Annotated in this window: 24 protein-coding genes and 1 tRNA gene; 16 read left to right on the plus strand and 9 right to left on the minus strand. The window is 73.2% G+C overall.

Annotated elements, in window-relative coordinates; all coding sequences use genetic code 11:
* Positions 1 to 11 precede the first annotated feature (11 nt).
* A tRNA-Thr gene (locus tag ABD296_RS32565) sits at positions 12 to 84 on the minus strand.
* 172 nt (positions 85 to 256) lie between these two features.
* Here ABD296_RS32565 and ABD296_RS32570 point away from each other — a divergent pair.
* The 3 genes from ABD296_RS32570 to ABD296_RS32580 all read left to right on the plus strand — a co-directional run bounded on the left by ABD296_RS32570 (position 257) and on the right by ABD296_RS32580 (position 3139).
* The gene (locus tag ABD296_RS32570; protein WP_344276015.1) at positions 257 to 532 is read left to right on the plus strand and encodes a GlsB/YeaQ/YmgE family stress response membrane protein; all 276 of its coding nucleotides are present in this window, start codon (positions 257 to 259) and stop codon (positions 530 to 532) included.
* 225 nt (positions 533 to 757) lie between these two features.
* The gene (locus tag ABD296_RS32575) at positions 758 to 2095 is read left to right on the plus strand and encodes a cytochrome P450 (protein ID WP_344276018.1); all 1338 of its coding nucleotides are present in this window, start codon (positions 758 to 760) and stop codon (positions 2093 to 2095) included.
* A 105-nt stretch (positions 2096 to 2200) separates the two neighbouring features.
* Positions 2201 to 3139: an esterase/lipase family protein gene (locus ABD296_RS32580; RefSeq protein WP_344276021.1), complete on the plus strand. Its 939-nt coding sequence runs from the start codon at positions 2201 to 2203 to the stop codon at positions 3137 to 3139.
* Between the two features lie 4 nt (positions 3140 to 3143).
* Here the strand turns inward: ABD296_RS32580 and ABD296_RS32585 are convergent, their stop codons facing one another.
* Genes ABD296_RS32585 through ABD296_RS32595 form a run of 3 tightly spaced genes read right to left on the minus strand, consistent with a single transcriptional unit; the run spans position 3144 to position 5434 of the window.
* Positions 3144 to 3830, minus strand: coding sequence for a winged helix-turn-helix transcriptional regulator (locus ABD296_RS32585; RefSeq protein ID WP_344276024.1), 687 nt, complete (start codon positions 3828 to 3830; stop codon positions 3144 to 3146).
* Positions 3831 to 3839: 9 nt separating this feature from the next.
* The gene (locus tag ABD296_RS32590) at positions 3840 to 4496 is read right to left on the minus strand and encodes an alpha/beta fold hydrolase (protein ID WP_344276027.1); all 657 of its coding nucleotides are present in this window, start codon (positions 4494 to 4496) and stop codon (positions 3840 to 3842) included.
* On the minus strand, positions 4493 to 5434 hold the full coding sequence (locus ABD296_RS32595) for an LLM class flavin-dependent oxidoreductase (protein ID WP_344276030.1): 942 nt from the start codon (positions 5432 to 5434) through the stop codon (positions 4493 to 4495). Before ABD296_RS32595 ends, ABD296_RS32590 begins: the two co-directional genes overlap by 4 nt.
* Positions 5435 to 5533: 99 nt before the next feature.
* On the opposite strand from ABD296_RS32595, the gene ABD296_RS32600 reads away from it, so the two are divergent.
* Entirely contained in the window at positions 5534 to 5962 is a 429-nt protein-coding gene (locus tag ABD296_RS32600; RefSeq protein ID WP_344276033.1) for an organic hydroperoxide resistance protein, read from the plus strand.
* Here ABD296_RS32600 and ABD296_RS32605 read toward each other — a convergent pair.
* Positions 5943 to 6554, minus strand: coding sequence for a TetR/AcrR family transcriptional regulator (locus ABD296_RS32605; protein ID WP_344276036.1), 612 nt, complete (start codon positions 6552 to 6554; stop codon positions 5943 to 5945). The genes ABD296_RS32600 and ABD296_RS32605 overlap by 20 nt on opposite strands.
* Positions 6555 to 6648: 94 nt before the next feature.
* On the opposite strand from ABD296_RS32605, the gene ABD296_RS32610 reads away from it, so the two are divergent.
* The 6 genes from ABD296_RS32610 (at position 6649) to ABD296_RS32635 (ending at position 15272) form a co-directional block, all read left to right on the plus strand.
* On the plus strand, positions 6649 to 8073 hold the full coding sequence (locus ABD296_RS32610) for an MDR family MFS transporter (protein ID WP_344276039.1): 1425 nt from the start codon (positions 6649 to 6651) through the stop codon (positions 8071 to 8073).
* 89 nt (positions 8074 to 8162) lie between these two features.
* Complete coding sequence (locus ABD296_RS32615; RefSeq protein ID WP_344276108.1) at positions 8163 to 10121, plus strand: TerD family protein; 1959 nt, start codon at positions 8163 to 8165, stop codon at positions 10119 to 10121.
* 181 nt (positions 10122 to 10302) lie between these two features.
* On the plus strand, positions 10303 to 10587 hold the full coding sequence (locus tag ABD296_RS32620; RefSeq protein ID WP_407061538.1) for a DUF485 domain-containing protein: 285 nt from the start codon (positions 10303 to 10305) through the stop codon (positions 10585 to 10587).
* Positions 10584 to 12260 (plus strand): solute symporter family protein, encoded by a 1677-nt coding sequence (locus ABD296_RS32625; RefSeq protein ID WP_344276045.1) that lies wholly within the window; start codon positions 10584 to 10586, stop codon positions 12258 to 12260. The genes ABD296_RS32620 and ABD296_RS32625 overlap by 4 nt, the downstream gene beginning before the upstream one ends.
* A 258-nt stretch (positions 12261 to 12518) precedes the next feature.
* On the plus strand, positions 12519 to 14825 hold the full coding sequence (locus tag ABD296_RS32630) for a S8 family peptidase (RefSeq protein WP_344276049.1): 2307 nt from the start codon (positions 12519 to 12521) through the stop codon (positions 14823 to 14825).
* 147 nt (positions 14826 to 14972) lie between these two features.
* The gene (locus ABD296_RS32635; protein WP_344276052.1) at positions 14973 to 15272 is read left to right on the plus strand and encodes an SHOCT domain-containing protein; all 300 of its coding nucleotides are present in this window, start codon (positions 14973 to 14975) and stop codon (positions 15270 to 15272) included.
* Positions 15273 to 15282: 10 nt separating this feature from the next.
* Here ABD296_RS32635 and ABD296_RS32640 read toward each other — a convergent pair whose 3' ends face one another.
* The gene (locus ABD296_RS32640; protein ID WP_344276055.1) at positions 15283 to 15897 is read right to left on the minus strand and encodes a MarR family winged helix-turn-helix transcriptional regulator; all 615 of its coding nucleotides are present in this window, start codon (positions 15895 to 15897) and stop codon (positions 15283 to 15285) included.
* A gap of 450 nt (positions 15898 to 16347) precedes the next feature.
* Between ABD296_RS32640 and ABD296_RS32645 the strand changes: the two genes are divergently transcribed.
* From ABD296_RS32645 to ABD296_RS32655, 3 genes are all read left to right on the plus strand, one after another.
* A complete protein-coding gene (locus ABD296_RS32645) occupies positions 16348 to 16698 on the plus strand; it encodes a DUF3263 domain-containing protein (protein WP_344276111.1) in 351 nt (116 codons plus the stop codon).
* Positions 16699 to 16718: 20 nt separating this feature from the next.
* Positions 16719 to 17546 carry a trehalose-phosphatase gene (otsB, locus tag ABD296_RS32650; protein WP_344276058.1) on the plus strand — a complete coding sequence of 276 codons (828 nt, stop codon included), beginning with the start codon at positions 16719 to 16721 and terminating at the stop codon, positions 17544 to 17546.
* Positions 17547 to 18239: 693 nt separating this feature from the next.
* Entirely contained in the window at positions 18240 to 18977 is a 738-nt protein-coding gene (locus ABD296_RS32655; protein ID WP_344276061.1) for a hypothetical protein, read from the plus strand.
* 155 nt (positions 18978 to 19132) lie between these two features.
* Here ABD296_RS32655 and ABD296_RS32660 read toward each other — a convergent pair whose 3' ends face one another.
* Positions 19133 to 19762 carry a PadR family transcriptional regulator gene (locus ABD296_RS32660; protein WP_344276063.1) on the minus strand — a complete coding sequence of 210 codons (630 nt, stop codon included), beginning with the start codon at positions 19760 to 19762 and terminating at the stop codon, positions 19133 to 19135.
* A gap of 107 nt (positions 19763 to 19869) precedes the next feature.
* Complete coding sequence (locus tag ABD296_RS32665; protein WP_344276065.1) at positions 19870 to 20835, minus strand: LLM class flavin-dependent oxidoreductase; 966 nt, start codon at positions 20833 to 20835, stop codon at positions 19870 to 19872.
* Positions 20836 to 20932: 97 nt separating this feature from the next.
* On the opposite strand from ABD296_RS32665, the gene ABD296_RS32670 reads away from it, so the two are divergent.
* On the plus strand, positions 20933 to 21706 hold the full coding sequence (locus ABD296_RS32670; protein ID WP_344276068.1) for a helix-turn-helix domain-containing protein: 774 nt from the start codon (positions 20933 to 20935) through the stop codon (positions 21704 to 21706).
* A gap of 28 nt (positions 21707 to 21734) precedes the next feature.
* On the opposite strand, the gene ABD296_RS32675 is transcribed toward ABD296_RS32670, so the two are convergent.
* Complete coding sequence (locus ABD296_RS32675) at positions 21735 to 23867, minus strand: serine/threonine-protein kinase (protein WP_407061539.1); 2133 nt, start codon at positions 23865 to 23867, stop codon at positions 21735 to 21737.
* A 125-nt stretch (positions 23868 to 23992) separates the two neighbouring features.
* Between ABD296_RS32675 and ABD296_RS32680 the strand changes: the two genes are divergently transcribed.
* Together ABD296_RS32680 and ABD296_RS32685 are read left to right on the plus strand one after the other, a co-directional pair.
* Positions 23993 to 24544 (plus strand): RNA polymerase sigma factor, encoded by a 552-nt coding sequence (locus ABD296_RS32680; protein WP_344276074.1) that lies wholly within the window; start codon positions 23993 to 23995, stop codon positions 24542 to 24544.
* Positions 24545 to 24667: 123 nt separating this feature from the next.
* On the plus strand, positions 24668 to 25708 hold the full coding sequence (locus ABD296_RS32685) for a sulfotransferase family protein (protein WP_344276077.1): 1041 nt from the start codon (positions 24668 to 24670) through the stop codon (positions 25706 to 25708).
* Positions 25709 to 25747 lie beyond the last annotated feature (39 nt).

A 25747-nucleotide genomic window follows, 5' to 3' on the forward strand; every position in this document is an offset into this window, starting at 1 on the left:
TCTGAGCTGGGAGCCGGCGAGGGGACTTGAACCCCTAACCTTCTGTTTACAAGACAGATGCTCTGCCAATTGAGCTACGCCGGCGGGCTCGTCCCGCATCGTAGTCGACCGCGTGGGGGGTTCGCGCGGGGGTTTCGGGTGCGGTGCGCAGCGTCGGATGGGGGCAGGGAGGCGGGCGTGAGCAGGTGATGTTCGGCCCGGGGTGATTTGCGGTGGGGAGTGGGCACATCGGGTGCAGCACTCTGAGGGAGGGCACGTGAACATCACCGGGATCATCACCGCGATCGTCATCGGGGCGATCATCGGGGCGCTGGGGCGGCTGCTGCTGCCGGGACGGCAGCCGATCGGCATCGTGCTGACCGTGCTGATCGGGATCGTGGCGGCGATCGTGGGGACCGCGATCGCGCAGAAGGCAGGGGTCGCCACGACGTCGGGGATCGACTGGATCGAGTTGGTGTTCCAGGTCGGGCTGGCCGTGGTGGGGGTGGCGGCCGTCGCGGCGTGGAGACGGAACCGGGGCCATACCAGGTGAGTTAGCGGGAGAGCGAAGCATTCGTTGGGCGGCCCTTGCGGCTTGGGCGGCGGGGGCCGCCCCGACCATGCGGTGGATCTTGCCGGCTTTGCTGGTCAGCTCGGAGGCGAGCCAGAGGGCGCCGGTGGTGGTGCCTCGAAGGTGCTCGTCGACTTGGGTGTGTCGGGCGGCAGGGTGCTGGGGTGGGGGCCTCTTGTGCGCCGTTCGTTGTTGCGGTGAGCTGGGGTGTGGGAGGCGATGATGGGCATGGTGGCCGGGCCTTCGGGGGCGGAGGCGGTGCGGTGGTGGGCGCGGATGATGCGCGATCCGATGGACGCCTACGGTGGCCTGTTCCGCCGGTACGGCGACGCGGTGCGGTTGCCGCGTGATCGGAGACGGGCGCTGTACCTGCTGTCGCGGCCGGAGCACGCGGAGCATGTCCTGGTCGCGAAGCAGGACAACTACGTCAAGGCGTTCACCTACCGGCCGCTGCGGGTGTTCCTCGGTGACGGGCTGCTGACCAGCGAGGGCGAGACGTGGCGGCGGCATCGGAGGCTTGTGCAGCCGGCCTTCGCGCAGCGGCACGTGACCGCGTTCGCGCCCGGGATGGCCGGGGTCGCGGCGCGGGGCATCGGGCGGTGGCCGGACGGCGTGATGCTGGACGCCGCCGCGCACATGCGCCGGATCACCCTGGACATCGTCGGGCGCGTGCTTTTCGGCAGCGAGCTCGCCGCGGAGTCCGACGCCACCGGCCGGGCGCTGGCGGATCTGCAGCGCAGCGCCGTGATCGGCCTCGGCGCTACGTTCTTGGGGGACGCCGGGCTGCGCCGAGTGTTCCGGCTGGTGCCGGGTGCGCAGCGGGCGGGGGCGCAGCTCGACGGGATAGTGCGGCGGGTGATCGATGAGCGCCGCGAGGCGGGCCCCGGCGGGGAGCCTGACCTGCTGGATTTGCTGATGCGTGACGACGACGCGCCGCTGTCGGACGCGGAGCTGCGCGACGAGGTGCTGACGCTGCTGCTCGCCGGGCACGAGACGACCGCCGCCGCGCTGACCTGGACGCTGATCCTGCTGTCGCGCTACCCGGCGGCGCGCGACCGGCTGGAGGCGGAGGTCGACGAGGTCCTCGGCGACGGCCTGCCGGACGCGAAGGACCTCGACCGCCTGCCGTGGACGCGGGCCGTCCTGTCGGAGTCGATGCGGCTCTACCCGCCCGCGTGGACGATCGAGCGGGACGCGGTCGCCGACGACGACGTCGCGGGGGCGGAGGTGTCGGCGGGCTCGACCATCGTGATCTCGCCCTATCTGCTGCATCGCAACCCGGATCTGTGGCCCGATCCGGAGGGGTTCCGGCCTGAGCGGTTCCTCGGTGAGCAGGACCGTCCCCGCCACGCCTACCTGCCGTTCGGCGGCGGGCGGCGCATCTGCGTCGGGGCGAGTTTCGCGATGATGGAGGCGGTGCTGGTGCTCGCGCTGATCGCTCGGGAGGCCCGCCTCGATCTCGCGCCGGGCGTCGCCGTCCCGTCGCGGGCGGAGGTGACGCTGCGGCCGGCGCGGCCCGTCCCGATGCGCGTGTCGCGGCGCTAACTGGACGGCTAATCGAAAAGGGGTCTTGGCAAAAGGGGGTGGCGGCCCTACATTCCGGGAGCGGCGGTAAGCGGGCGCTTGCCGCGTCCACCCCGGGAGGCTCCTGTGAAGAGGTACACCCGCGCGCTGCGCGGCCTGGCCGCAGCGGCGCTGGCGTCCCTGCTCGGCACCGCCGCGGTCGCGGCGCCCGCGCGGGCGGCCGACAAGTACCCGCCCGGCGACATTGGGACGTCGCTGGTGAACTTCTTCAACAGCCCGGACGCGGTCTCCGGCGCCAACGACTGGAACTGCAAGCCGAGTCCCGAGCACCCGACGCCGGTCGTGCTCGTCCATGCCACGTTCGTGAACCTCGGCACCAACTGGAGCGTGCTGTCGCCGATGCTGGCGAACGAGGGCTACTGCGTCTTCGGCTTCAACTACGGCATGACGCAGCTGTCCCTCGACCGAATCGGCGGGCTCGGCGACATCGCGGAGTCCGCGAAGACGCTGGACGCGTTCGTCGACAAGGTCCTCGCCGCGACGGGTGCGAAACAGGTCGACCTGGTCGGGCACTCCCAGGGCGGGATGATGCCGAACTACTACATCAAACGGCTCGGCGGCGCCCCCAAGGTCCGCACGTTCGTCGCGCTGGCGCCCAGCAACCACGGCACGACCATCCTCGGGATCGTCGACCTGGGCAAGACGCTGAACCTGCTCGGCTTCGCCAACCAGGCCCTGACCGAGGCGGGCGCGCCCGGGCTCGTCCAGCAGGAGGCCGGGTCGGACTTCCAGAACGCCCTGTTCGGTGACGGCGACACCGTTCCCGGGCCGCGCTACGTGGTCATCGAGACCAAGAACGACATCGTCGTCACCCCGTACACGAACGCGTGGCTGAAGGGGGACGGTGTCACCAACGTCCTCGTCCAGGACCAGTGCCCGGACGACTATGTCGGCCATGTCGGGATGTTCAACGACAGCCCGGTCATGCAGAACGTCCTTAACCAGCTCGGTGCGAACGCTCCCGGGTTCAAGCCGACGTGCACCGGCTACGGCCTCCCCATGTGACCGCTCAGCCGGAGGCCTGTTCCACCTTCCGGGTCTTCGGTACCGGGAGGCGGAACAGGCCGCCGAGCCTGCGGACGGCCTCGGCGTCGCCCGACACCGAGGCGCTTCCGTCCTCGATCGCCGCGCCCAGCGACGACCGGCCCGCCGCCATCGCGATCAGCGCGTCCTCGCTCATGGCGATGGACGCGTCGGGCCGCTGCGCCGGCCCGTGCACCATCCGGACCTGGCCGTCGTCGACGAGCGCATGGAACATCTCGTCCCCGACGCGGAACTCGTACACCGAATGCAGGCCGGCCGAAGCGTCCGGGACGAAGCAGGCCTCCAGGCCGAGCACCGCCCATCCGGGATGGAACGTCTCGCCCTCGCGCGGTTCGCCGAGCGCCCACGTCATGCCCCAGCGCGCCAGCGCCAGCACCGCCGGTCCCAGCTCCTCGCCCGCCTCGGTGAGCGCGTAGGCGGCGGCGCGGGCGGGCGGCGGCAGCGTGACCTTGTGCGCGAGCCCTTCGCGTTCGAGGTGCTTCAGCCGCGCCGCGAGCAGCCCGGTGCCGAGGCCGCGCAGGCTCGCCTGCAGGTCGCCGAACCGTTTCGGCCCGGTCAGCAGCTCGCGGATCAGCAGCAGCGTCCAGCGCTCGCCGATGATGTCGAGGGTCCGCGCCGTCGCGCAGTACTGGTTGTAGGTCCGCTGCTCCACCGCATCACTCTAAGCGCCCGCCTCCAGGATCAGCCTTGCCAGGACGTCCGGGCGGGTAAGCATCACGTCGTGCGGGCCGTCGATCGGGACCGTCCGGTATCCGATGGCCTTGCCGCACTGCTCGAACGGGACGGTCTGCGGCCGGCAGAAGATCGCCGTGCCGGGGATGCGGTCGACGGCGCCGGTGAGCCGGGTCGGCTCGGTGAACGTGCGGGCCGGCTGGGGGCGCATGCGGCCGGACAGCCAGGCCGCGTCGTCCGGGTCGTCGATACCGAAGGCGGCGGGCGGGGGGACGGCGACCCGCCCGTCCGACGTGCGGTCTTGAAGCGCCTGGACGAACGGGCTGGGCGCCAGGTCGTACAGGCTCGTCCCGCCGGGCCCGGCCCAGCCGTCCACGAGGACCATATGGCGGACGCGTTCGGGCCTCTGATCGGCGGCCTCCCGGACGACCAGTCCCGCATAGCTGTGCCCGACGAGCACGACGTCGTCGTCATCGACGCCGTCCAGCGCCGCGACGACCTCGCCGGCGTGGTCGTGGAGCCCGACGTCTCCCTCCCCGAGCGCGGGGGCGAGCGTGCGGGCGCCGGCGTCGCGCAGCAGCGGGACTACCCGGTCCCAGGACCAAGGGCCGTGCCAGGCGCCGGCGACGAGGACGAACGTGGTCATGACGAAACCTCCATGCGGACGAGGGGACGGACGCGACCGGCGAACTCTTCGAGGGCGGTTTCGTGGTCGTCGGTCGCGAAACGGACCACGATGTGGCGGGCGCCCGCCTCGACGTACCGGTCCAGCCAGGCGGCGGCGTCCTCCGGCGTGCCGGCGAACATCGCCTGGATCGAGGCGACGAACTCCAACGGCGCGTTGTAGTAGCGCTCGATGCTCTTCCGGAGCCGCTCCCGCGCGCGCTCTGGGTCGTCGTCCAGGCAGAACGTCGCGTACAGGGCGGAAGTGACCGGACGTTGCGCCGCCTGCCGGATCGTGTCCGCCTCGTGCGCGTAGGTGCCGTGGTCGGGCGGATAGGGCAGCCAGCCGTCCGCGATGCGGGCGACCCGGCGCAGCGCGGGCCCGCCGCCGGCGAGCCAGATCGGCGGGCCGCCGGGCCGGGCGGGCGGCGGCGCGATGCTCACGTCCTCGAAGGCGAAGTGCTCGCCCTTGAACGAGACGGCCTCCCCGGACCAGAGCAGCCGCATCGCCTCGATCGACTCCTCCAGCCGGCGGCCCCTGGTCGCGAAGCCGACGCCGAGCGCCGTGAACTGCGCCCTGGTCGCGTCCGTCGGGAAGCCCGCGCCCATGCCGGCGATCACCCGTCCGCCGCTGAGCCGGTCGAGGGTGCCGAGCTGGTGCGCGAGCAGGATCGGATGCCGCAGCGCGGGCAGCAGCACCGCCGTGCCGAGCGCCACCCGTTCCGTGGCCTGCGCGACGGCGGCCATGAGCAGCAGCGGGTCCGCCCGCTGCCGGGTGATGGGGCTGTCGCCCGCCCAGACCGAGTCGTAGCCGAGCGTTTCGGCGAGCCTTGCCTGCTCGACGAGCCGGCGCGGCGCGTGCTCGCCCGTGACGGTCTGGTCGCGGGTCGGCAGCAGGTAGCCGAACCGTGTCTCCGCCATGAGTCACCTCCGTGGTCGTTCCGGAGTGATCCTAGACATTGACTTCCTGTTTTTGAAGTCTATGATTCAGTTTCAAGAAGTCCATCGAAGGGAGCACGGATGACAGCGCCGCTCTACACGGCCGAGGCGCGCGTGACCGGCGGCAGGAACGGGCACGGCCGCACGTCCGACGGCCGCCTCGACCTCACCCTGCGGATGCCCAAGGAGATGGGCGGCGACGGCGAGGGCGTCAACCCCGAGCAGCTCTTCGCCCTCGGCTACGCCTCCTGCTTCGGCTCCACGCTCAGCGTGCTCGGGCGGCGCAAGGGCCTCGCGGCGGACGACGCCGTGATCGACGCGAAGGCGATGCTCATCCCGTCCGGAGGCGGCCCCTTCAAGCTGGGCGTCGAACTCGCCGTCGAACTGCCCTCGCTCGACGGCCCTCAGGCGGCCGAACTGGCACGCGCGGCGCACCGGTCGTGCCCGTACTCCAGTGCGACGCGCGGCAACATCGACGTCGCGATCACCGTCAACGGGACGCCCCTGTAGCCGCCCGTTTCTCCCGCTGGTCCCGGCCCCGTGCCCGGACCAGCGGGAGGAACATCTCGTCCACGATCTCCACCAGCACCCCGTCGGGCACCGGACGGTCGGTGAGGAGCATCTCGTGCCGGACGAGGTCGGCCGGCATCCTGGCGATCCGCGGCGTCACCGCCTCCGCCGAGACCTCGCCCCGCTCGGCTGCGCGGCCCAGGATGATCGCCATCGCGTCCGGGATCACCTCGAACGTCTCCGGATCCAGCTCGTGGGCCTCCGCCATCAGGCCGTGGACCAGGTCCGAGCCGAACTCCCGGAAGCGCCGCGCCATGTGCCGCAGGACGGCCAGGACGTCGCCGCGCAGGCTCCCCGTGTCGGGCACGTCGTCCGCGATCGAGGTGTACCGGTGCCGCATCGCGGCCAGCGCGAGGTCGGCGCGGTTCTGCCAGCGCCGGTAGATGACCTGCTTGCCGGTCCGCGCGCGCGCCGCGACGTTCTCGATCGTCAGCCCCGCGTAGCCGGACGCGTCGAGCTCGTCCCAGGCCGCGTCCAGGATCGCCGCCTCCAGCGCGGCCCCGCGCCGCCGCGCCTTCGCCTCCCCGGTCACGGCCCCTCCTCCCATAAGAGACCTTGCGTCTCTTGTTCGAGTCAGCCTACACTCCCGGTCGTTAGAGACGGTTCGTCTCTTAAGGGAGGTCCGCATGACCACCGGCACCCGCACCGCCGCGCCCGAACCGCTCGACCCCGCCCTGCTCAAGCTCGCCGGGATCCTCGTCGCCGGCGCCATCGCCCCGCTGCTCGACAGCACGATCGTCAACGTCGCGATCGCCCGGCTCGGCCACGACCTCCACGCCCCCGTCGCCACGATCCAATGGGTGATCACCGCCTACCTGCTCGCCCTCGGCATGGCGATCCCGCTGACCGGCTGGGCCGAAGGGCGATTCGGTGCCCGCCGGATGTGGCTGTCCTCCCTCGGCCTGTTCCTGCTCGGCTCGGTCCTGTGCGGGCTCGCCTGGAACGTGGCCTCGCTGATCGCCTTCCGCGTCGTGCAGGGCGTCGGCGGCGGGCTGATGATGCCGGTCATGCAGACCTTGCTGATGCGCGCGGCCGGAGGCCGGCAGATCGGCCGGCTGATGGCCGCGATCAGCATGCCCGCGCTGGTCGGGCCGATCCTCGGCCCCGTCATCGGCGGCCTCATCGCGGGCAACGCCAGCTGGCGGTGGATCTTCTACGTCAACGTGCCGCTGTGCCTGGCCGCCCTGGCCCTCGCCTGGCGCGGCCTCCCCGACACCCCGCCGCGCGGCGGCACAAAGCCCGACATCACCGGAATGCTGCTCCTGTCGCCCGCGCTCGCCGCGCTCATCTACGGGCTCTCGCAGGTGAACGGCGGATTCGGGTGCCCCTCCGTGCTCGTCCCCCTCGCCGCCGGGGCCCTGCTGCTCGCCGCGTTCACCGTCCACGCGCTGCGCACGCCGTCCGAACCCGCCATCGACCTGCGCCTGTTCCGCAAGCGCACGTTCGCCGCGTCCGCGGCCTTGCTGTTCCTGTCGGGACTGTCCCTGTTCGGCGCGATGCTGCTGCTCCCGCTCTACTACCAGCAGGTTCGCGGCCACGGCGTGGTCGAGGCCGGTCTCCTGCTCGCGCCGCAGGGCCTCGGGAGCCTGCTCGTCCGCACCCGCCTCGGCGCCCTCACCGACCGCCTCGGCCCCCGCCCCGTCGTGCTGGCCTGCCTCGTCCTGACCGTCCTCGGCACCCTCCCCTTCGCCGTGGCGGGGCCGGACGCCGGCGAATGGCTCCTCGGCGCGTCCCTGGTCGTCCGCGGGGCCGGGCTCGGCGGCGTCACCCTCGCCGTCATGACCGCCGCCTACCAGGGGCTCGGCCCGGCCGAGATCCCGCACGCCAGCAGCGCCACCCGGATCATCGTGCAGATCGGCGGCTCCTTCGGCGCAGCCGTCCTCGCCGTCGTCCTCCAGCGCCAGCTGGCCGGCGGCGCCGCGCCGTCCACCGCGTACGCGCACACCTTCTGGTGGTCCCTCGCCTTCACCGCCCTCGCCGCCGCCCCCGCCCTGACCCTGGCCGGACCGGGCCAGATTCGCGATAGCGAACCGGCCGACCACGGAACGTGAAAGCCTGCCGCCCAGGCCGCTCCCAGCCGTGGTCACGACCGCGGCGGCCTCCAGTGAACGCTCGACGCGGGGAGTGGCACGTGCAGCAGATGCTCAAAGGGGCCAATGCGGAACTGGCGAAACTGACCGAGGCGCCGGGCCCGGTCACCGTGGCGCTCCGCTGGTCCGACCCGTCCGGGACGGGCGAGGCCGACGTGGCGGCGCTGCTCCTCGGCCCGTCCGGCAAGGTCCGGGGCGACGCGGACTTCGTCTTCTACAACCAGTCCGCCACCGACGACGGCTCGGTCCAACTGCTCGGCAAGTCACCGACCGGCGGGGGCGGCGAGGACCGCATCGTCCTCGATCTCGCCGTGCTGTCCGCCGACGTCGAACGGGTCGTGCTGACGGCCAGCCGGGACGCGGACGCGACGTTCGGCGAGCTCGACGACCTCGGCCTCACGCTCTACGACGGCTCCGGCGCGGCACTGCTCGGCTTCGACATCTGCGACGCCGGCCCGGAGACCGCATTCGTCTTCGGTGAGCTGTACCGGCGCGGCGGGGGCTGGAAGTTCCGGGCCGTCGGCCAGGGATACGAGTCCGGACTCGCCGGTCTGGCCACCGACTTCGGCATCAACGTCGACGACTCCGGCGAGGAGGACGCCGGCACGGCACCTCTGGACGTCCCGGTCGCCGAAGAGAGCCCGGCGGGGCCCGCGCCGAAACGGCCCGCGCGGGTGCGCACCGCGAAGCGGCGCAGCACGCTGCCGAAGGCGCCGAAGACCGATCTCGCCGACCATCCGTCCTGGCAGGGCGCCCGGCTGTTCCCTGTGGCGGGGCTGCGCAACGACCACGAGCGGGAGGCGCGCGCGACCTCGACGCTGCTGGCCGTCATGGCGCAGGTCCCCGAGTTCGGACGGCGACTCACCGCCCGTTTCAACGCACCGGCCGGGACCGTCCAGACCTTCGTGGAGACCTCGTTCAAGACGGGAGGCCGACCGGGTTCGGCCGGCCGCGAAGAGCAGGGGGAGACGAAGGTCCGGCCGGACGGGGTGATCCGCGTCGCCCGCGCCGGGCGGATCTGGACGGCGCTCGTGGAGACCAAGACCGGCGGCAGCCCGCTCAAGGCCGACCAGGTCGAGGCGTACCTGGAGGTGGCGTCGCGGAACGGTTACGAGGCCGTGATCACGCTGTCGAACGACCTGGCGCTGGACGGCGAGCATCCCCTCACGGTCGACAAGCGGCGGCTGAAGAAGGTCGCCCTGCGGCACCTGTCGTGGGCCGAGGTCGTCCACGAGGCGCACATGCTCTGCCACCACCACGGGCTCGCCAATCCCGTCCACACGTGGATGCTCGGCGAACTGCTGCACTATCTGCGTCACGACAACTCCGGCTGCCAGGGATTCCAGGACATGGGCGCGTCGTGGGTGCCGCTGCGGAACGCGATCAAGGCGGGGACGCTGCGGCCCGGCGACCGGCATGTCGCCCGGGTCGCCGAGAACTGGGAGAAGCTCGTCCGGCAGTTGTGCCTGCGGCTGAGCGGCGAGACCGGCCAGACCGTCGCACCGGTCAGGCGCAGGGGGCGGGGCGGGGACGCGGCGGCTCGCCGCGCCGACACCGTGGCGTCGCTGATCGAGACGGGACGGATGGCGGCGCAGGTCCGGATGCCGACGGCGGGCGGGCCCGTCCGCATCGAGGCCGACCTGCGGACGGGGCAGATCGAGACCTCGGCGCAGATCCCGTCGGCCGAGCGGGCCCGCGCGCTCACCCGCGTGCAATGGCTGCTGCGGCAGCTGACGGAGGCGCCACCGGAACTGCGGATCGAGGCGCTCGGGGAGGGGCGGGACGCGGGGCCGTGCGAGCTGCTGAAGAACCTGCACAGCGAGCCCGGCCTGCTCGTCCCGGCGGACGGGGCGGGGATCGCCTCGTTCCGGCTGACGCTGCCGACCGGCATGGGCACCAAGCGCGGGACCGAGGAGGCGGGCTTCGTGCGCAGCGTCGACGCGGCCGTTGACCGCTTCTACCAGCGGGTTCTTCGCGCCGAAGGGAGTGAGATTCATGTTTCTGTCTAAGTCGGCACTGTGGTGCGTGAATCTTTGATCTCATAGAGCAGCGAAATCAGCACATAGAGTCACGTCGGGTCTAGGGGGGACTATGGTCGGGGACTCGAAGGTGTCGCGGGACGGGGCGGGCCGGCGCGGGGGGGCCGATCGTCCCGGGCGTTATGCGCCGCTTGCGCGGGACGCGCGGTTCATGCGGCTCAGGAGGAGGTTCCTGCGGGCGGCCGTGGGGATCACGGTCGTGTTCTTCGGGTGGTACGCGGTGTACGTCGCGCTGTCGGCGTTCGCGCGGGGGTTCATGGCGCGTCAGGTCGCCGGGCCCGTCAACGTGGCGCTGCTGCTCGGGCTGCTGCAGTTCGCGTCGACGTTCCTGCTGGCCTGGGGGTACGTGGCGTACGCGCGGCGGCGGCTGGACCCGCTGGCGGCGGAGCTCCGGGCGCGGCGCCCGCCGTCCTACGGGAACGGGGCGGCGCGATGATGCCGGCACTGGACGGGCGGGCGCTGACGTGCACGCTGTTCGTGGTGTTCGTGCTGATCACGCTCGGCATCACGGTGTGGGCGCGGGCCAACACGAGCGGCGCCGACGACTTCTACGCGGGCGGGCGGACGTTCAACGGCGCCCAGAACGGGATCGCGCTCGCCGGTGACTACATGTCGGCGGCGTCGTTCCTCGGCATCGCCGGCCTCATCGCGCTGTCCGGGTACGACGGGTTCCTGTACTCGATCGGCTTCCTGGTGGCGTGGCTGCTGACGCTGCTGCTGGTCGAGCTGATGCGCAACGCCGGGCGGTTCACGATGGCGGACGTGCTGGCGCACCGGGTGCGGAGGCAGGCGCCGGTGCGCCGCGCGGCGGTCGTGTCGACCGTGACCGTGTCGGTGTTCTACCTGCTCGCGCAGATGGTCGGGGCGGGCGCGCTGGTGTCGCTGCTGCTCGGCATCCACCGCGGCCGGGAGTTCCTCGGCATGTCCGCCGGGACGGCGCGGACCGCCACGATCATCGCGGTCGGCGCGCTGATGATCTGCTACGTCATGTTCGGCGGGATGAAGGCGACCACCTGGGTGCAGATCATCAAGGCGGTGCTGCTGATGGCCGGGGCGCTGGTGCTGACCGCACTGGTGCTCGCCCGGTTCGGCTTCGACTTCGGGGCGATGCTCGGGTCCGCCGCCGACGCCAGCGGCAAGGGCGACGCGTTCCTGCGGCCCGGCCTGCGGTACGGCGCGGACGTGCCCGGCGACGCGTTCCAGACGATCGTCAACAAGCTCGACTTCATCAGCCTGGCGATCGCGCTGCTGCTCGGCACGGCGGGCCTGCCGCACATCGTCGCCCGGTTCTTCGCGGTGCCGGACGCGCGGGCCGCGCGGACGTCGGTGTCGTGGGCGATCGGTCTCGTCGGCGTGTTCTACCTGATGACGCTGGCGCTCGGGTTCGGCGCGGCGGCGCTGGTCGGGCGCAAGGCGATCGTCGAGCAGGACCCGTCCGGCAACACCGCCGCGCCGCAGCTCGCGCAGGCGCTCGGCCGGCACCTCGGCGGCCAGGTCGGCGGCGACATCCTGCTGGCGTTCATCGGCGCGGTGGCGTTCGCGACGATCCTCGCCGTGGTGTCGGGGCTGGTGCTGGCGTCGTCGACGTCGCTGGGGCACGACTACTTCGGCCAGGTGCTGATGTTCGGGCGGCCGCGCGAGTCGCAGGAGGTGGCGGTGGCGCGGTTCGCCGCGTTCCTCGTCGGTTCGCTGGCCATCGTGCTGGCGGTCGTGGCGCGGAACCTGAACGTGGCGTTCCTGGTGGCGCTGGCGTTCGCGATCGCGGCGGCGGCGAACCTCCCGGCGATCGTGCTGACGCTGTTCTGGCGGCGGTTCAACTCGGCGGGCGTCGTCGCCGGCATCTACGGCGGGGTGATCAGCTCGCTGGTGCTGGTGTTCTTCTCCCCGGTCGTGTCGGGGAAGGTCGACCCGGTGACGGGGCAGAATCTGGCGCTGTTCCCGAAGGGCGTCGACTTCCATCTGTTCCCGCTGGAGAACCCGGGCATCGTGTCGATCCCGATCGGGTTCGCGTGCGCCGTCGCCGGGACGTTCCTCGGCCGCGAGAAGTCCGACCGGGCGCTGTACGACGATCTGTCGGTGCGGGCCCTGACGGGCGCCGGCTCCCACTGAGGCGAGCGCGGGCCGGGCGCGGCGGCGGTTACGGCGCGGCGGCCCGCGACGCGGTCGCGCGGTCGGGTTACCATCGGTCGCGGACCTTGGTTACCGGCTGGTAAGGGACGACTGACTCCGGGTGCGCGGACGACCTGATCCGCGCTGTCCCGGACCGTCCCCGAATGTGCCGAGTGCCCGGGCGTCCGATCGATCGCGTGGCAGAATGTCAGACCGCGCCGTGGACCACGGCGGGCGGCCGGGAGGAGGTGCGGCGGCGTGTCCCATGCCGGTCGGCGCCGTGCCCCGCGCGCACGTCCGGCGGCGCGGGCGGGTGCCCGGACGACCGCGGTCCTCGCCGTGCTCACCCTGGCCGCCGCGGTGGCGGTGCCCGCGTCCCTGGTCCGCGACGAGGCCGACCCCGCCGCGCGCTCCGTCCGCGGCGCGGCGGCGGGCGCGGCGCTGCGGACCGCGACCGACCAGATCCGCGCCCGCGAATGGCACCTGACCGCGCTGCGCGCCCAGAAGGCCTGGCGCTACTCCAAGGGCGCCGACGTGACGATCGCCGTCCTCGACACCGGCGTCGACAAGGGCCACCCCGACCTCACCGGGCGGGTGCTCAGCGGGCCCGACCTGACCGGCGGCGCGCGCAGCCCCGGCGGCCGCTACTGGGGTCTGCACGGGACGTCCATGGCCAGCATCATCGCCGGTCACGGCCACGGGCCCGGCCTCGCCCAGGGCATGCTCGGGGTCGCGCCGCAGAGCCGGATCCTGTCCGTCCGGGTGACGCTGGAGAACAACGACCCGCTGCGCAAAGCCGGCGCCCAGGCCACCACCGGCGCGCGCGACGCCGTCGCCCTCGGCATCCGGTACGCGGTCGACCACGGCGCCGGGATCATCAACATGTCCCTCGGCGGCGGGCGGCAGTCCTACAACGGCAACCCCGCCCAGGAGAGCGCGATCAAGTACGCGCTGAGCAAGGGCGTCGTGCTGATCGCCTCGGCGGGCAACGACGGCTCCGGCGCCGACCGCAAGAACTTCCCCGCCGCCTACCCGGGCGTGATCGCGGTCGGTGCGCTCGACCGCAAGCTCCGCCTGTGGAAGGACAGCAACCGCAACTCGCACGCCGCCGTGTGCGCGCCCGGCGTCGACATCGTCAGCGCCGACGCCAGCAACGGCTACGTGGTCGGGACGGGCACCAGCGCGTCGTCGGCGATGGTCGCCGGCGTCGCCGCGCTGATCCGCTCCCGCTACCCCAAGCTCAGCCCCGAGGAGGTCCGGCAGGCGCTGGTCAAGGGCTCCCCGGCCCGCCGCGGCCACCCGACCGGCTCGCCGAACTGCGCCGGGACGGTCGACGCCGTCCGCGCCCTCGTCGCCGCGAACACCCTCAACAAGACCTCGCGGGGGCCGGTGGAGCCGGCGCCGGCCGCGTCCGCCACGCCGGCGCCCGCCGCCGACTCCCCGGCCAAGGACTCCGGCGTCCTGGTGCCGCTGGTGCTCGGCGGCGGCGGTGTCTTGGTGATCGTCGGACTGGTGCTGGGCTGGCGGCAGCGGCGCCGCCCGGGCGACGAACCCGACGACGTGCTCCCGTTCGACGACGATGGGCTCCCCGACGACGACCCGACGCCCGGTTACCGGCTGCCCGGCGCGCCGTCCGAACCCGCCTCCATGCCGTCGCCCGGCGCGGTGCCCGGTGGGGCGCCGCCGATCGCGCCGGTCAACACCGCCCCGTTCCAGAGTTCGCACCCCTACGCCGGCCCAGGCCTGCCGCCGCCGGGTGCCTACCCGGACGCCCCGGCGGCGCCGCCCGGTCTGCCGCCCGTGCACGGCCGGCCGCCCGTCCCGGAACCGGTCGCCGAGGCCGAACCGTACGTGCCGGAGCACGCGCTCCCGCCGGACCAGTGGGACGAGACGCCCTGGCAGACCGGCCCGCCGCCGGACGGCATCCCGCCCGGACCGCCGAGCCAGCCCCCCGTCATGGCGAGCGAGCTGCGGCCGTTCGTGCCGGGCGAGTTCCCGGTCGGCGACTTCCCCGTCGGCGGGCTGAACGGCGCGCTCCCCGGCCCGGTGGAGGGCTTCTCCCCGAACGGGCGGCACCTGCGCGAGGACCGTCCGGTCAACGGCCACGACCACGGCAACGGCCGCCATCCCGCGAACGGCCGCAACGGCCACGACCCGCGCAACGGCCACGACTTCGGCAGCGGCGAGGACCTGAGCGGCGGGCTCAACGGCTCGGCGCCGGGCGGCGCGGGCCCGGCGCCCGCCGACGACGTCCCGGCCCTGGACGACGAGGACTGGGAGAGGTTCCGGCGCAGCGCCCTGGAAGGATCCGGGCTGCCCGAAGCCGAGTTCCCCACCGCGCCGCAGGACCCGCCGGACGCCGGGCCGCGGCCGCCCGTGGCACCGCCGCACGCCGTACCGCCGCTGGACGACGCCTCCACCGGCGGCTTCCCCGCGCCGCCGCCCGTCCCTCCGGTGCCGCCCGCCCCGCCCGCCGGCCCCGGGGACGACGACCCGCGCGGACGCCGGACGCACCGCCCGTACTCCTCCAACGAGGACGACGACTACCGTCCGCCCTGGTGGTGAACACAGCGGTGAGCACCGCGGCGGGGGACACCGAAGGCGGCGCCGTACTCCGGCGGGCGTAGCGCGGGAGCCTCCCGCCGTCCGATTCGCACCCCCGGACCCGTCGCGCAGCATCGAACCATCCGCTCACAGGAAGGTCGATGAACGATGGTGACGACACTCGCGACGCATCCGGGCCCGTGGCATGACGGCGGCGCCCCCGGCTACTGGCCCATCTTCCCGATCATGTTCGGGCTGTTCTGGCTGGCCGTCCTCGGCACCGGGTTCTACCTGATCCGGCGCAGGACGGCGACGGCCGCCGCGTCCGCCGCGTCCAGCGCGGCCGCTGCGGCCGCGTCCGACCCGCTGGCGAAGGCGCAGGCGCTCCTCGCCGAGCGGTTCGCGCGCGGGGAGATCGACGAGGACGAGTACCTCATGCGGCAGTCGACGCTGCGCAACGGCGGCTGACCGGCCGCGGTCAGTCCAGCCCGGCCTCTTCGAAGATCTTGTCGATGCCGTCCGGGTCCATCGGGTCCCGGGCGGCGGCGTCGGCGAACCGGGTGAGCAGCCGCGCGAACTCGGCGCGCTCGGTGTCGGTCCAGTCGTTCATCAGCCCGTGGTAGTAGGCGCGGCGGTACCGGTCGGCGACCTGCTTGACCCGGCGTCCGGCGTCGGTCAGGCCGAGGTTGGCGCGGCGCGCGTCGACGGGGGAGGGGCGCCGGGACACCAGCCCGGCGTCGATGGCGTGCCCGACGAGGCGGCTTGCGGTGGACGGGTCGATCTCCAGCCGGTCCGCGACGGCGCCGACGGTGATCTCGCAGGACGCCTCCCCGTCGTCACCGACGCCTTCGCCGACGGCGCCGACGGCGTCATCGGCGGTGTCGCCGGACGGTTCGGGGGGCGGGTCCTCGGTGAGCGCGGCGACGGCGTTCACCACCATCAGGTTGGAGATCTGCAGGGGCCGTCCGCCGGGTCCGCCTGCGGTGCGCGCGCGGATCCGCTTCATCATGTCGGGCTTGATCCAGACCCGGCGCAGGTGGAACAGGGCGGCCCCGATCGCGGCGAGGACGGGGTCGGGCCGGTCGCCGCTCACCGGACGCCTCGGACCGTTGTCCAGCCTGCGGTCTCGTGGCGGGGCGTGTCCGTCGCCATGCAAGGGTCTCCCGTTCAATTCCTGCCACCGCGGACAGCGGACGGTGCGCGCCTTCAACTCTAACGGCTGTACGGTGCATATGTTCTTTATGCGCCCTTTATCCCGGCCGTTCGGGCCGAATCCGGGACTGTGGTGACCGTCGTGCCCGCGGTGCGGCCTGGGACACGGGACAATGGAGAGCCGCAGGTGAAGCGGGATGTGGTGCACTGAACGACCGGCCCGCGTTCCCCCGGAACCGCCGGACGATGTCGGCCCGGACGCGTAGCATGGCACCCGGCCGAACCCGGACGACCCGGGATCAGTGACCACAGAGGGGACCTGATGCGAGCGGCGAACGCCCCCGGCGACGTCCCCGGCGACGTCCCTCCCCAGGACGGCGGCGACGGCGGCATGGACGACGGCTCATCCCTGAAACGCGTGACCGACCAACCGACCGACCCATCCGCGACCGGTGAGGACGGCCTCGACGAGGACACCGTCTTCCCGGCCGACCTCCTCTCCGAGCGCGACCGCCGGATCCTCTCCTTCGAGCGGAAGTGGTGGAAGTACGCCGGAGCCAAGGAGCAGGCCATCCGTGAGACCTTCGACATGTCGGCGACGCGGTACTACCAGCTCCTGAACATCCTGATCGACCGGCCCGAGGCGCTCGAGTGCGACCCGATGCTGGTCAAGCGGCTGCGCCGGATGCGGTCGCAGCGGCAGCGGCAGCGCGCCGCGCGGCGGCTCGGCATCCGGCCGTAAGTCGACCACCATAGGTCGGCGTGAACTCTCCCCGCTCTGTGACGGCCGTCGGCGCCGACGGCCTGGACGCGATCCGTACCGACCCCTCCCGGGCCGTGCTCGGGTTCGACTTCGACGGCACCCTCGCGCCGATCGTGGACGATCCCGCCGCGGCCCGGGCCCATCCCGAGGCCGCGCCGGCGCTGGCCCGGCTGGCGCCGCGGGTGGGCGCGCTGGCGATCATCACCGGCCGGCCCGCCGCCGTGGCCGTCGAGTACGGCGGCTTCGAGGGCGTCGACGGGCTCGTCGTGCTCGGCCAGTACGGGCTCGAACGCTGGGAGTCCGGCGTGCTCACCGAGCCCGACCCGCCGCCCGGGATCGCCGAGGCGCGCGCGAAGCTGCCCGGCGTGCTGGAGGCGGCGGGCGCCCCGCCCGGGACGTTCGTCGAGGACAAGACGCACGCGCTCGTCGTGCACACCCGGCGCTGCGCCGAGCCGCAGGTCGCGCTGGACCGGCTGCGCAGCATCATCGCGGCGCTCGCCGAGCGCACCGGGCTCGCGGTCGAACCCGGACGGTACGTGCTGGAGCTCCGTCCACCGGGTGTGGACAAGGGGCGGGCGCTGCGCTCGCTCGCCGACGCGTTCGCGGCCGGGCGCGGCACGGCCCCGTCCGCGGTGCTGTTCGCCGGCGACGACCTCGGCGACCTGGCGGCGTTCGATGCGGTGGACGCGCTCCGCGCCGAGGGCGTGCCGGGGGTCACGGTCTGCAGCGGCTCGAACGAGGTGATCGAGCTCGCCGAGCGCGCCGACGTGGTCGTGGACGGCCCGGCGGGCGTCGTCGAGCTGCTCGGGACGCTGCTGGACGGCTGATTCCGCGCCGGAGTGACAAGTGCCGTAACCAGATTTGTCGCATCTCGCGTGACTCTTGTGGCAGGTGTGGACGCAACGTCCAATTGCGCCAAAATATGGTGGATTGCGGTATGTGTGGTTCATCGGGGGGCCACGCGAGCGACCACGGGAGGTTGGACGGTGGACACGGATCCGGGAATCCCACGCCGTCCGGGCGACATTCGGGACACGCCGCCGCGCGGCTTCGCGGCCCCGGCGGCGGATCCCGCGCTGGCCGGGCCCATCCCGCCCGGCGCTCCGGCACGCCCGATCGTCCACGCACCCCCGCCCGGCGGGCCGTACGCCGCCGGGCCGTCCGGCGCGGGAACGCCGCCCCATGCCTGGGGCCCGGTACCCGCACCCCAGCCCACCGGCCCGACGCAACCGCCCGGTCCCGCGCAACAGTCGGGGCCTGCGCGACCGCCCGGGCCCGTGCCATCGCCAGGGCCAGTCCACACAACGGGGCCCATCCACACGACGGGACCTATCCGTTCCACCGGGCCCATGCGTTCAACGGGGCCCGTGCAGGGCGTGTCCCGGGGGGACATGGCGTGGTCCGATGTTCCCGCCGCGCAGGACGATTTCGCTGCGCGCGACGCCCCCCGGCGCGGGGAGGCGTCTGAGGAAGGGCCCGTCCCCGGTCCGATGGGTGCGCGGGAGACCAGTGGCGTTCAGGTGCGGCTCGGGTCCCGGGCGCGCGCCCGGGAGGAGCGGTCGCGCGGGGGCGGTGGCCGTCGTGGTGGCCGCCGCGGCGGTCTGATCGCGGGCGGCGTGCTCGCGCTGGCCGCGCTGGTCACGGCGGGGCTCGTGCTGGCGCCGGGCTCCGGCGGCGGCAAGGGCGGCGACGGCGGGCTGGCGCCGACCTCGGCGGAGCAGCGGCCGGCCGGCGGGTCGGCGAAGCTGCCGCGCACCGGCACGCCTGTCGAGGTGGGCACGGCGGACGGTTCCAAGTACCGGCTCGCGACGGTCGGCGGCGGTGTCAGCGACGACGGCGTGGTGACCACGTTCCAGTCGTCGCCGCCGTCCGGGACGTCGTTCGCCTACATCGAGTACGTGCTGACGAACCCGACCGGCCAGAAGGTGCTGCTGGACTACCCCGGCGACATCTTCGTGAGGCGCGACCTCGTCACGAAGACGGCGCGCGGACGGTGCATGCCGCAGGCCGGCGTGCCGGAGGACATGTGCACGCCGCCGACGCAGAGCCGGGTCGTGCGGAAGCTCGCCGGCGGCGACCTCATTCCTGGGGACGGCGGGGACAAGTACCTGTCACCGGGCGCGTCGTACCTGGTCCGCGCGACGGTGGACGTGCCGGTCGCGCGGCGGCTGACCCGTGCGGACATGGGCCTGTACGTCTGGAAGCAGCTGTACATGGCCGACCAGCTCGCCAAGCAGGTGCCGTTCCCCAGCAAGTAAGCGGGTACGCCGAGGCGGCCGAAAGACGCCCGGACACGTGGACGCCGTGACCGTCCGGGTGATCCGGACGGCCACGGCGTCGTCGGCCGATGGCCTGCCTGGGGGCGTGCGGCCGCAGGGTCGAAGGACCCGCGGGCGCGGACCCGCGAGGGTGGCTACTCGGCCTCGGGGTCATCGGCGAGGATCCCGTAGAGGCGGCGCCGGGCGTCGTTGATGACGTCCAGCGCGCGCGCCTTCTGGGCGTCGCTGCCGACGGCCATGACCTGTTTCATGGCGCCGAGGAGCTGGCCGAACGCCTCGCGTTCGCGCAGCGCGTTCGCGCCCGCGGCCTCGGTGACCTCGTCCCAGGGGGCGGTGGTCTGCGCCGCGGCCTGCTCGCGGCCGGTGTCGGTGAGGGAGAACAGCCGCTTGCCGCCCTCCTCCTGGCTGGTGACCAGGCCCTCGTCCTCCAGCATCTGCAGGGTGGGGTAGACCGAGCCGGGGCTCGGCCGCCAGACGCCGCCGGTGCGCTCGTCCAGCTCCTGGATCATCTCGTAGCCGTGCATCGCCCGCTCGTTGAGCAGGGCGAGCAGTGCCGCGCGGACGTTTCCGCGCCGGGTGCGCCGGCCTCGCCCGCGTCCGTGGTGGCCGGGGCCGAAACCGGGACCGCCCGGACCGAATCCCGGGCCACCGGGACCGCCGGGGCCCCACGGGCCGAACGGATCTCCGCGGCGCGCGCGCCCTTCGGGTCCGCCTGGTGCGCCGGGTCCGCCGGGGCCGCGCCTTCTCATGGTGTGCTCACGCATCGCTGTCTCCTTCGTTAGGCCCGATCACGCCAGTCGTGATCGGTTGCGATGCATTAACGATATATCGGAACCGCTCGCGATGCAACACCCAGGAGGCGGGGCGGCCCTCAGCGCAGCCGGGGAAGGAGATCGGCGACCCGGCCGAGCTGCTCGCCGATCTCGTCGAGGCCGGTCGCGCCGAGCCGCAGGACGAGGTGCCGGGCGCCCGCGGCCGTGTACTCCGACAGCCGCGCCGCGACCTCGTCCGCGCCTCCGGTGACCACGGCCTGGATCTGCCGCAACTGGTCCAGCGGCAGCCCGTAGTTGGCGAGGGCGAACCGCTCCAGCGTCCGGTTCCCCTTGACCGGGTCGTCCTCGACCAGGACGGACGTGAAGAGCGCCGGGGTCACGGCGTCCTGAGCGCGCCCGTGCTCCTCCGCAGCGCGGTGGACGCCGGACAAGGCCGCCTTGTAGTCGGCGGGGTCGGGCGGGTAGGGGAGCCACCCGTCGTACATGCGTCCGATGCGGGACAGCGCGGTGGGCGTGATGCCGGCCAACCAGATCGGCGGCCCGTCCGTGCGGAACGGCGCCGTCATGGTGGGCAGATCGTCGAAGTGCAGCAACTCGCCGTGGAACGACTTGTTCTCCGGCTCACGCCACAGTTGCCGCCAGAGCGACACCGTCTCGTCCAGCCGGGTGAACCGTCTCTCCCACGGAACCTGGGACGCCGCGTACATCGGCTTGCCGAAGCGGCCCGGGAAGCCCGCCCCGACCGTCACGGTAAGGCGCCCTTGCGAGAGCAGGTCGAGCGACGCGAGCGTCTGCGCAGCCTGCACGGGACGGCGGAGAACCGCCATGAGCGCGGCCGTCCCCAACGTGACGCGCTCGGTTACCGCTGCGGCGGCGGCCAGCATCGACAGCGCTTCGATACGCGACTCGGTGATGCCGTCGTTCACCCACAGGGAGTCGAAGCCGAGCCGTTCGGCGCGTGCGGCGAAAGCGATGAGGTCGCGTGGATCCGCCCCACCCCACTGGGCTTTTCCTATGGGGATGAGGACGCCGATGCGGACGTCGTCGTTGTTCACAGGGTTCATTCGGTCCATGGGCCGCCATCCTGCGAGGCCCTCGGAGCAGCGGCAATTCCCTACGGGGAATGGCAGGGACGCCGGTCCTGCGGCTAGAACTGCTGCTGTGAGCTTCCCTCAGGCGCTACGCGAGCGCCGCCGCCATCGCCGCCTCAGCCAGCTCGAACTCGCCCTGCGCGCCGGCACGACGCAGCGGCACGTCAGCTTCCTGGAGAGCGGGCGGTCCGAGCCGGGACGGGCGATGGTCGTCCGGCTGGCGGAGTCGCTCGAACTGCCGCTGCGGGAACGCAACGAGCTGCTCACCGTCGCCGGCTACGCGCCCGTCTACCCGCGGACGCCCCTGGACGACCCCGCGCTCGCCCCCGTCCGCACCGCGATCGAGCACGTCCTGGCCGCGCACATGCCGTACCCGGCGATCGTCATCGACCGGTACGGCGACCTGGTCACCGCGAACGCCGCGTTCGGCGTCCTCACCGAGGGCATGGCACCGGAACTGCTCCAGCCGCCCGTCAACGCCTACCGGATCGCCCTGCATCCGGACGGGCTCGCGCCGCGCGTCGCCAACTTCGCAGACTGGGCGCGGCACGTCCTGGACGCCCTGCGCGACACCGTCCAGCGCAACCCCGACGACCGGCTCGCCGCCCTCCACGCGGAGCTGACCGGGTACGTCGGCCCGCGGACGGAGCCGGCCGGCGCGCTCGGCTTCGCCGTCCCGCTGCACCTGCGGTCACCGGACGGCGACCTGCGGCTCATGACGACCATCACGACGTTCGCCACGGCCACCGACGTCACCATCGCCGAGCTGAAGCTGGAGGCGTTCCTGCCGGTGGACGAGGCGACCGCCGCCATCCTCGCGAAGCGGGCCGCCGACCGGCCGTGAGGCGCTGGAATCGACCCGGACGGCGGGCTCAGGGGCCGGTGACCTTCAGGTTGTCGAGGATGTCCTTGGTCGCGTTGCGGTTGTCGGTCTCCTTCACGCGGATCCACAGCCCGAACTTGCCCGACTTGTCCTTGAGGCCGACCTCGGTCACCGTCGGCGTCCCGCTCTTGCAGGCGGTGAACCGCATGATCGTCCCGGTCAGCGCGCCGTCCGGCGTGGTGTAGTTCTCCGGCGGGCTCTTGGTGCACTGCGCGTGCACGGCCGCGGTCGGCGGCGGCAGGTGCCCGGCCTGGGCATCGGTGGTCACGCCGATGAACACGCCCGGTCCCGCCCCGTTCCCGAGGAACTGCAGCTTGTTCGGCGTCGCGCGCAGCACCGGGCGCGGGCCCGCGTCGTTCAGGTGCACGGTCGACGGCACCCAGGTCTGCTCCTGCTGCATCGGCCACGCCTTCGGCACCGCGGTCTTGATCTTGCCGGACGCGTCCGCGACCGCCGCGAAGTCCTTCGGGACCTTCGGCGCCTTGCCGGCCTTGTCCTTGCCGTCGCCGCCGCCACCCGACAGCATGCCGAGGGCGAGCCCGACGACCAGCGCCAGCACGAGGACCACCGCGGTGATGATCAGCGGCGTGACGAACTTGCGCGACGACCCGCCGCCTCCCTGGCCTCCCTGGCCGCTCGGCCCTCCCGGACCGGACGGCCCGCCCGGACGGGCCGCGCCACCGCCGCCGGAGCCCTTGAGCTTGCCGAACAGACCGCCGCCCTTGCCCTTGCCCTGGCTCTGGCCGGGGCCCGGGGGCGGCTGGAAGCCGGTGGGCGGCGGGCCGAACCGCCCGCCCGGCCCCGGCCCCATCGGAGCGCCCTGAGGGCCGCCCTGCTGCTGCGGCGGTGGCTGCGTCGGGAACACGGCCGTCTTGTTGTCGCCGCCCGTCTGCGGGTTCGGCGGGACGGGCGGAGGCGGCTGCGCGGACGGGTAGGACGCGGGGCCGAACGACCGCGTCCGGTCGTCGTCGGGGGAGGTGGGCGCCTCCTGGTGTCCGCGCGGGTCGCTGCGGCCGCCCGGGTCGTCCAGGATCGTCTGCTCGCCGCCGCCCGGCGCCGGCCGGCCCGGCCCCGCCGGGAGTTGCAGCTGCGAAGTGCGGTCGTCGTCGGCGTCCTGCGTCTGGTCGAGCCGGGTCCGCAGCTCCGGCGGCGCGCTCGCCTGCGCGGGCGGCCCCTGCGCGGGCGGCCCCTGCACAGGCTGGCCCGGCCCGGCGGCCATGGTCTGCCCCGGCCCGGGCGCCTGGACGGGCGCGGGCGGGCGGTCCTGGTGCGATCCGCCGTGGTAGTAGTCCTGGAGGGTCTCGTCAGGCTCGATCCGCGGCGCCGGCGGCGCGTACCCGGCCGGCGGCGGTGCGTTCGAGGGCGCCGGTGCGCTCGACGCGGCCGGGCTCCCGGCGGACGTCGGCCGCAGCGTCGACAGCGCCTCGGCGAACGCCTCGGCGGTCGGCCACCGCTTCTCCCGCTCCGTCTCCAGCGCCCGCAGCACGACCTGGTCGAACGCCGGCGACAGCCCCTCGCGCAGCTCGCTCGGCGGCGACTTCACCGGCGCCGGGCCCGGGGCCCGCCCGGTGAGCATGTGATAGGTCAGCGCGCCCAGCCCGTACACGTCGGCCCGCACGTCCAGCCCGCCGCCGAACCGCGCCTGCTCGGGCGACATGTACCCGGGGGTGCCGACCGGCAGCGTGAACGCCCCCGACGCGTGCGCCAGCGCCTTGGCCAGCCCGAGGTCGGCGATCAGCAGCTTCTCGCCGCCGTCCCGCGTCGACTGGAAGAGCACGTTCGACGGCTTGAGGTCGCGGTGGATCACGCCCAGCGTGTTGATCACCTCGACGCCGTAGGCGATCTCCTCCGCCATCGCGACGGCCTCGCTGACCGGAAGTGGCCGTTCGCGCATCCGGTCCGCGAGCGTTCCGCGGTCGGCGTAGGACATCACGAAGTAGGGTCGTCCGTCGGGGAGCTCGCCGATGTCGTGCACCCGCACGAGCCGCTCCGAGTCGGCGCGGCGCAGGATCCGCGCCTCCTCCAGGAAGCGGTTGCGCACGTCGAGGTCGTCGAGGAGGCTTCCGGACAGCACTTTTATCGCGACCTGTGAGGCCAGCGCGTCGTCGTGCCCCAGCCACACGGAGGCGAACGCCCCGGAACCAAGGACGCGATCGATTCGGTAACGGCCGACAGTAGGTGGGAAGGACACTCCCGTATCATGCCCAACAAACGGGGTGAGTGTGCGAACGAGCATTGAGGCACGGCATGGCATTCGATGAGCGGACCGAAGAGCTGGCAGTCAAGGCCGCCCAGGGTGATCAGGCTGCCCTCAACGAGCTGCTGCGCAAGATCGAACCGGACGTACTGCGGCACACCGCCCGGTTCCTGCCCTGCCGGCAGGACGCCGAGGAGGCGTGCCAGGACGCGTTGCTGCAGGTCGCGAGGAACATCCACCGGTTCGAGGGCCGGTCGCGGTTCAGCACGTGGCTGCACGTCGTGGTGGCGAACTCCGCCCGCTCCACCTACCGGTCGCTGAAGCGCCGGTCGGTCGAGCAGGCCGGCGAGCTGCCGCAGCAGCGTCCCGACCCGCGCCGCACCAGCGTCATCGCCGGCTCCCGCGTCGACATCCTGGACGCCATGGAGGACCTGGAGGCCCGCAAGCCGGACCTCATCCAGGCGCTCGTGCTCCGGGACGTCTCGCAGCTGGAGTACGCGGAGATCGCCGAGCAGCTGAAGCTCCCGCTCGGCACGGTGAAGTCGCGCATCCACGAGGCCCGCAAGCAGTTCCGGGAGACGCTCGGAGAGTCCTACACCTGACCCTCCCGCCGTCCCGCCGCCGGAACCCGTGCGGGCCGGCGCCCGTCAAGCATCGGTAATCGCGCGGCAACCGTGCGTTCAGTCGCCGGATCCGGCGGCGGCCGCTCCGCCAGCATGCGGTGCATGTCATCCGGCCTCGACACCCCGTCCGAACGACCGATCTTCGTCTTCGGCTGCCCGCGCTCAGGGACGACGCTGCTGCGGCTCATGCTGCACGCGCATCCCCGCATCGCGATCCCCACCGAGACGCGGTTCGTGCTCCCCGCTTATACGGCGCGGGCACAGTTCGGTGACCTCGCGGACAGCGAGAACAGGCGCGCGCTCGCCGACTGGCTGACCGCGCGGCCGGCCACCCGGTTCCGCGACCTCGGCCTGGACGCCCGCGAGATCACCGAGGAGATCGTCGCGGGGCCGCCCACCCTCGGCTCCGCCCTCGCGGTCGTCTTCCGCGCCTACGCCCGAAGGCATGGCAAGGCCCGCTGGGGCGACAAGCGGCCGAGCTACATCCGGCACGCCGGCGCGCTGCTGCGGATGTTCCCGGACGCCCAGTTCGTCCACCTCGTCCGCGACGGCCGGGACTGCGTCGCCTCCCTCAAGGAGATGCCCTGGTACGACCAGGACGTCAACCACGCCATCTCGGTGTGGCGCGAGGCGATCGACACCGGCCGGCGGCTGGCCCTGCGCCTCGGCCCCGACTCCTTCTACGAACTGCAGTACGAGCGGCTCGTCGCCGACCCCGCCGACGAGCTGCCCCGGCTCTGCGAGTTCCTCGGCGAGGACTACCACCCGTCCATGACGGCCCCGCAGGCCCTCGCGCAGCAGACCGTCCCGCTGCAGAAGAAGTGGCACGGCCTGACCCGCGACGCCGTCACCTCCACCCGCGTCGGATCCTGGGCGCAGCGGCTGGACGCCTGGGAGATCAGCCTCGCCGAGGCCGCGTTCGGCGACCGGCTCGCCGAGTACGGCTACGAGCCCAGCGGGCTGCCCAAGCCGACCACCGCCCGGCTCGCCCGCTTCGCGCGGACGGCCGCGCACCGCCGCATGGCGCACCGCAAGGCCGACCTGCGCGAGCGCTGGCAGCGCCGGCACGAGCCGAGCCCCGTCGACTGCCGCCTCGCCCCGGCCGCCGTCCCGGCCACCGCACCGCAAGGGCGGCCGGACTAGCCGAGCGACCCGGAGCAGCCGAGCGACCCGGAGCAGCCG

Source organism: Actinomadura napierensis, from assembly GCF_039529375.1.
GTDB lineage: Bacteria > Actinomycetota > Actinomycetes > Streptosporangiales > Streptosporangiaceae > Spirillospora > Spirillospora napierensis.

Bases quoted from the DNA above. Each gene is read 5' to 3' on its own strand.
- ABD296_RS32590 (WP_344276027.1), bottom strand. From the start codon at position 4,496: ATGACCACGTTCGTCCTCGTCGCCGGCGCCTGGCACGGCCCTTGGTCC.
- ABD296_RS32685 (WP_344276077.1), top strand. From the start codon at position 24,668: ATGTCATCCGGCCTCGACACCCCGTCCGAACGACCGATCTTCGTCTTC.
- ABD296_RS32665 (WP_344276065.1), bottom strand. From the start codon at position 20,835: ATGAACCCTGTGAACAACGACGACGTCCGCATCGGCGTCCTCATCCCC.
- ABD296_RS32660 (WP_344276063.1), bottom strand. From the start codon at position 19,762: ATGCGTGAGCACACCATGAGAAGGCGCGGCCCCGGCGGACCCGGCGCA.
- ABD296_RS32680 (WP_344276074.1), top strand. From the start codon at position 23,993: ATGGCATTCGATGAGCGGACCGAAGAGCTGGCAGTCAAGGCCGCCCAG.
- ABD296_RS32620 (WP_407061538.1), top strand. From the start codon at position 10,303: ATGCGGCTCAGGAGGAGGTTCCTGCGGGCGGCCGTGGGGATCACGGTC.
- ABD296_RS32635 (WP_344276052.1), top strand. From the start codon at position 14,973: ATGGTGACGACACTCGCGACGCATCCGGGCCCGTGGCATGACGGCGGC.
- ABD296_RS32645 (WP_344276111.1), top strand. From the start codon at position 16,348: ATGGACGACGGCTCATCCCTGAAACGCGTGACCGACCAACCGACCGAC.
- ABD296_RS32625 (WP_344276045.1), top strand. From the start codon at position 10,584: ATGATGCCGGCACTGGACGGGCGGGCGCTGACGTGCACGCTGTTCGTG.
- ABD296_RS32610 (WP_344276039.1), top strand. From the start codon at position 6,649: ATGACCACCGGCACCCGCACCGCCGCGCCCGAACCGCTCGACCCCGCC.
- ABD296_RS32615 (WP_344276108.1), top strand. From the start codon at position 8,163: ATGCTCAAAGGGGCCAATGCGGAACTGGCGAAACTGACCGAGGCGCCG.
- ABD296_RS32600 (WP_344276033.1), top strand. From the start codon at position 5,534: ATGACAGCGCCGCTCTACACGGCCGAGGCGCGCGTGACCGGCGGCAGG.
- ABD296_RS32595 (WP_344276030.1), bottom strand. From the start codon at position 5,434: ATGGCGGAGACACGGTTCGGCTACCTGCTGCCGACCCGCGACCAGACC.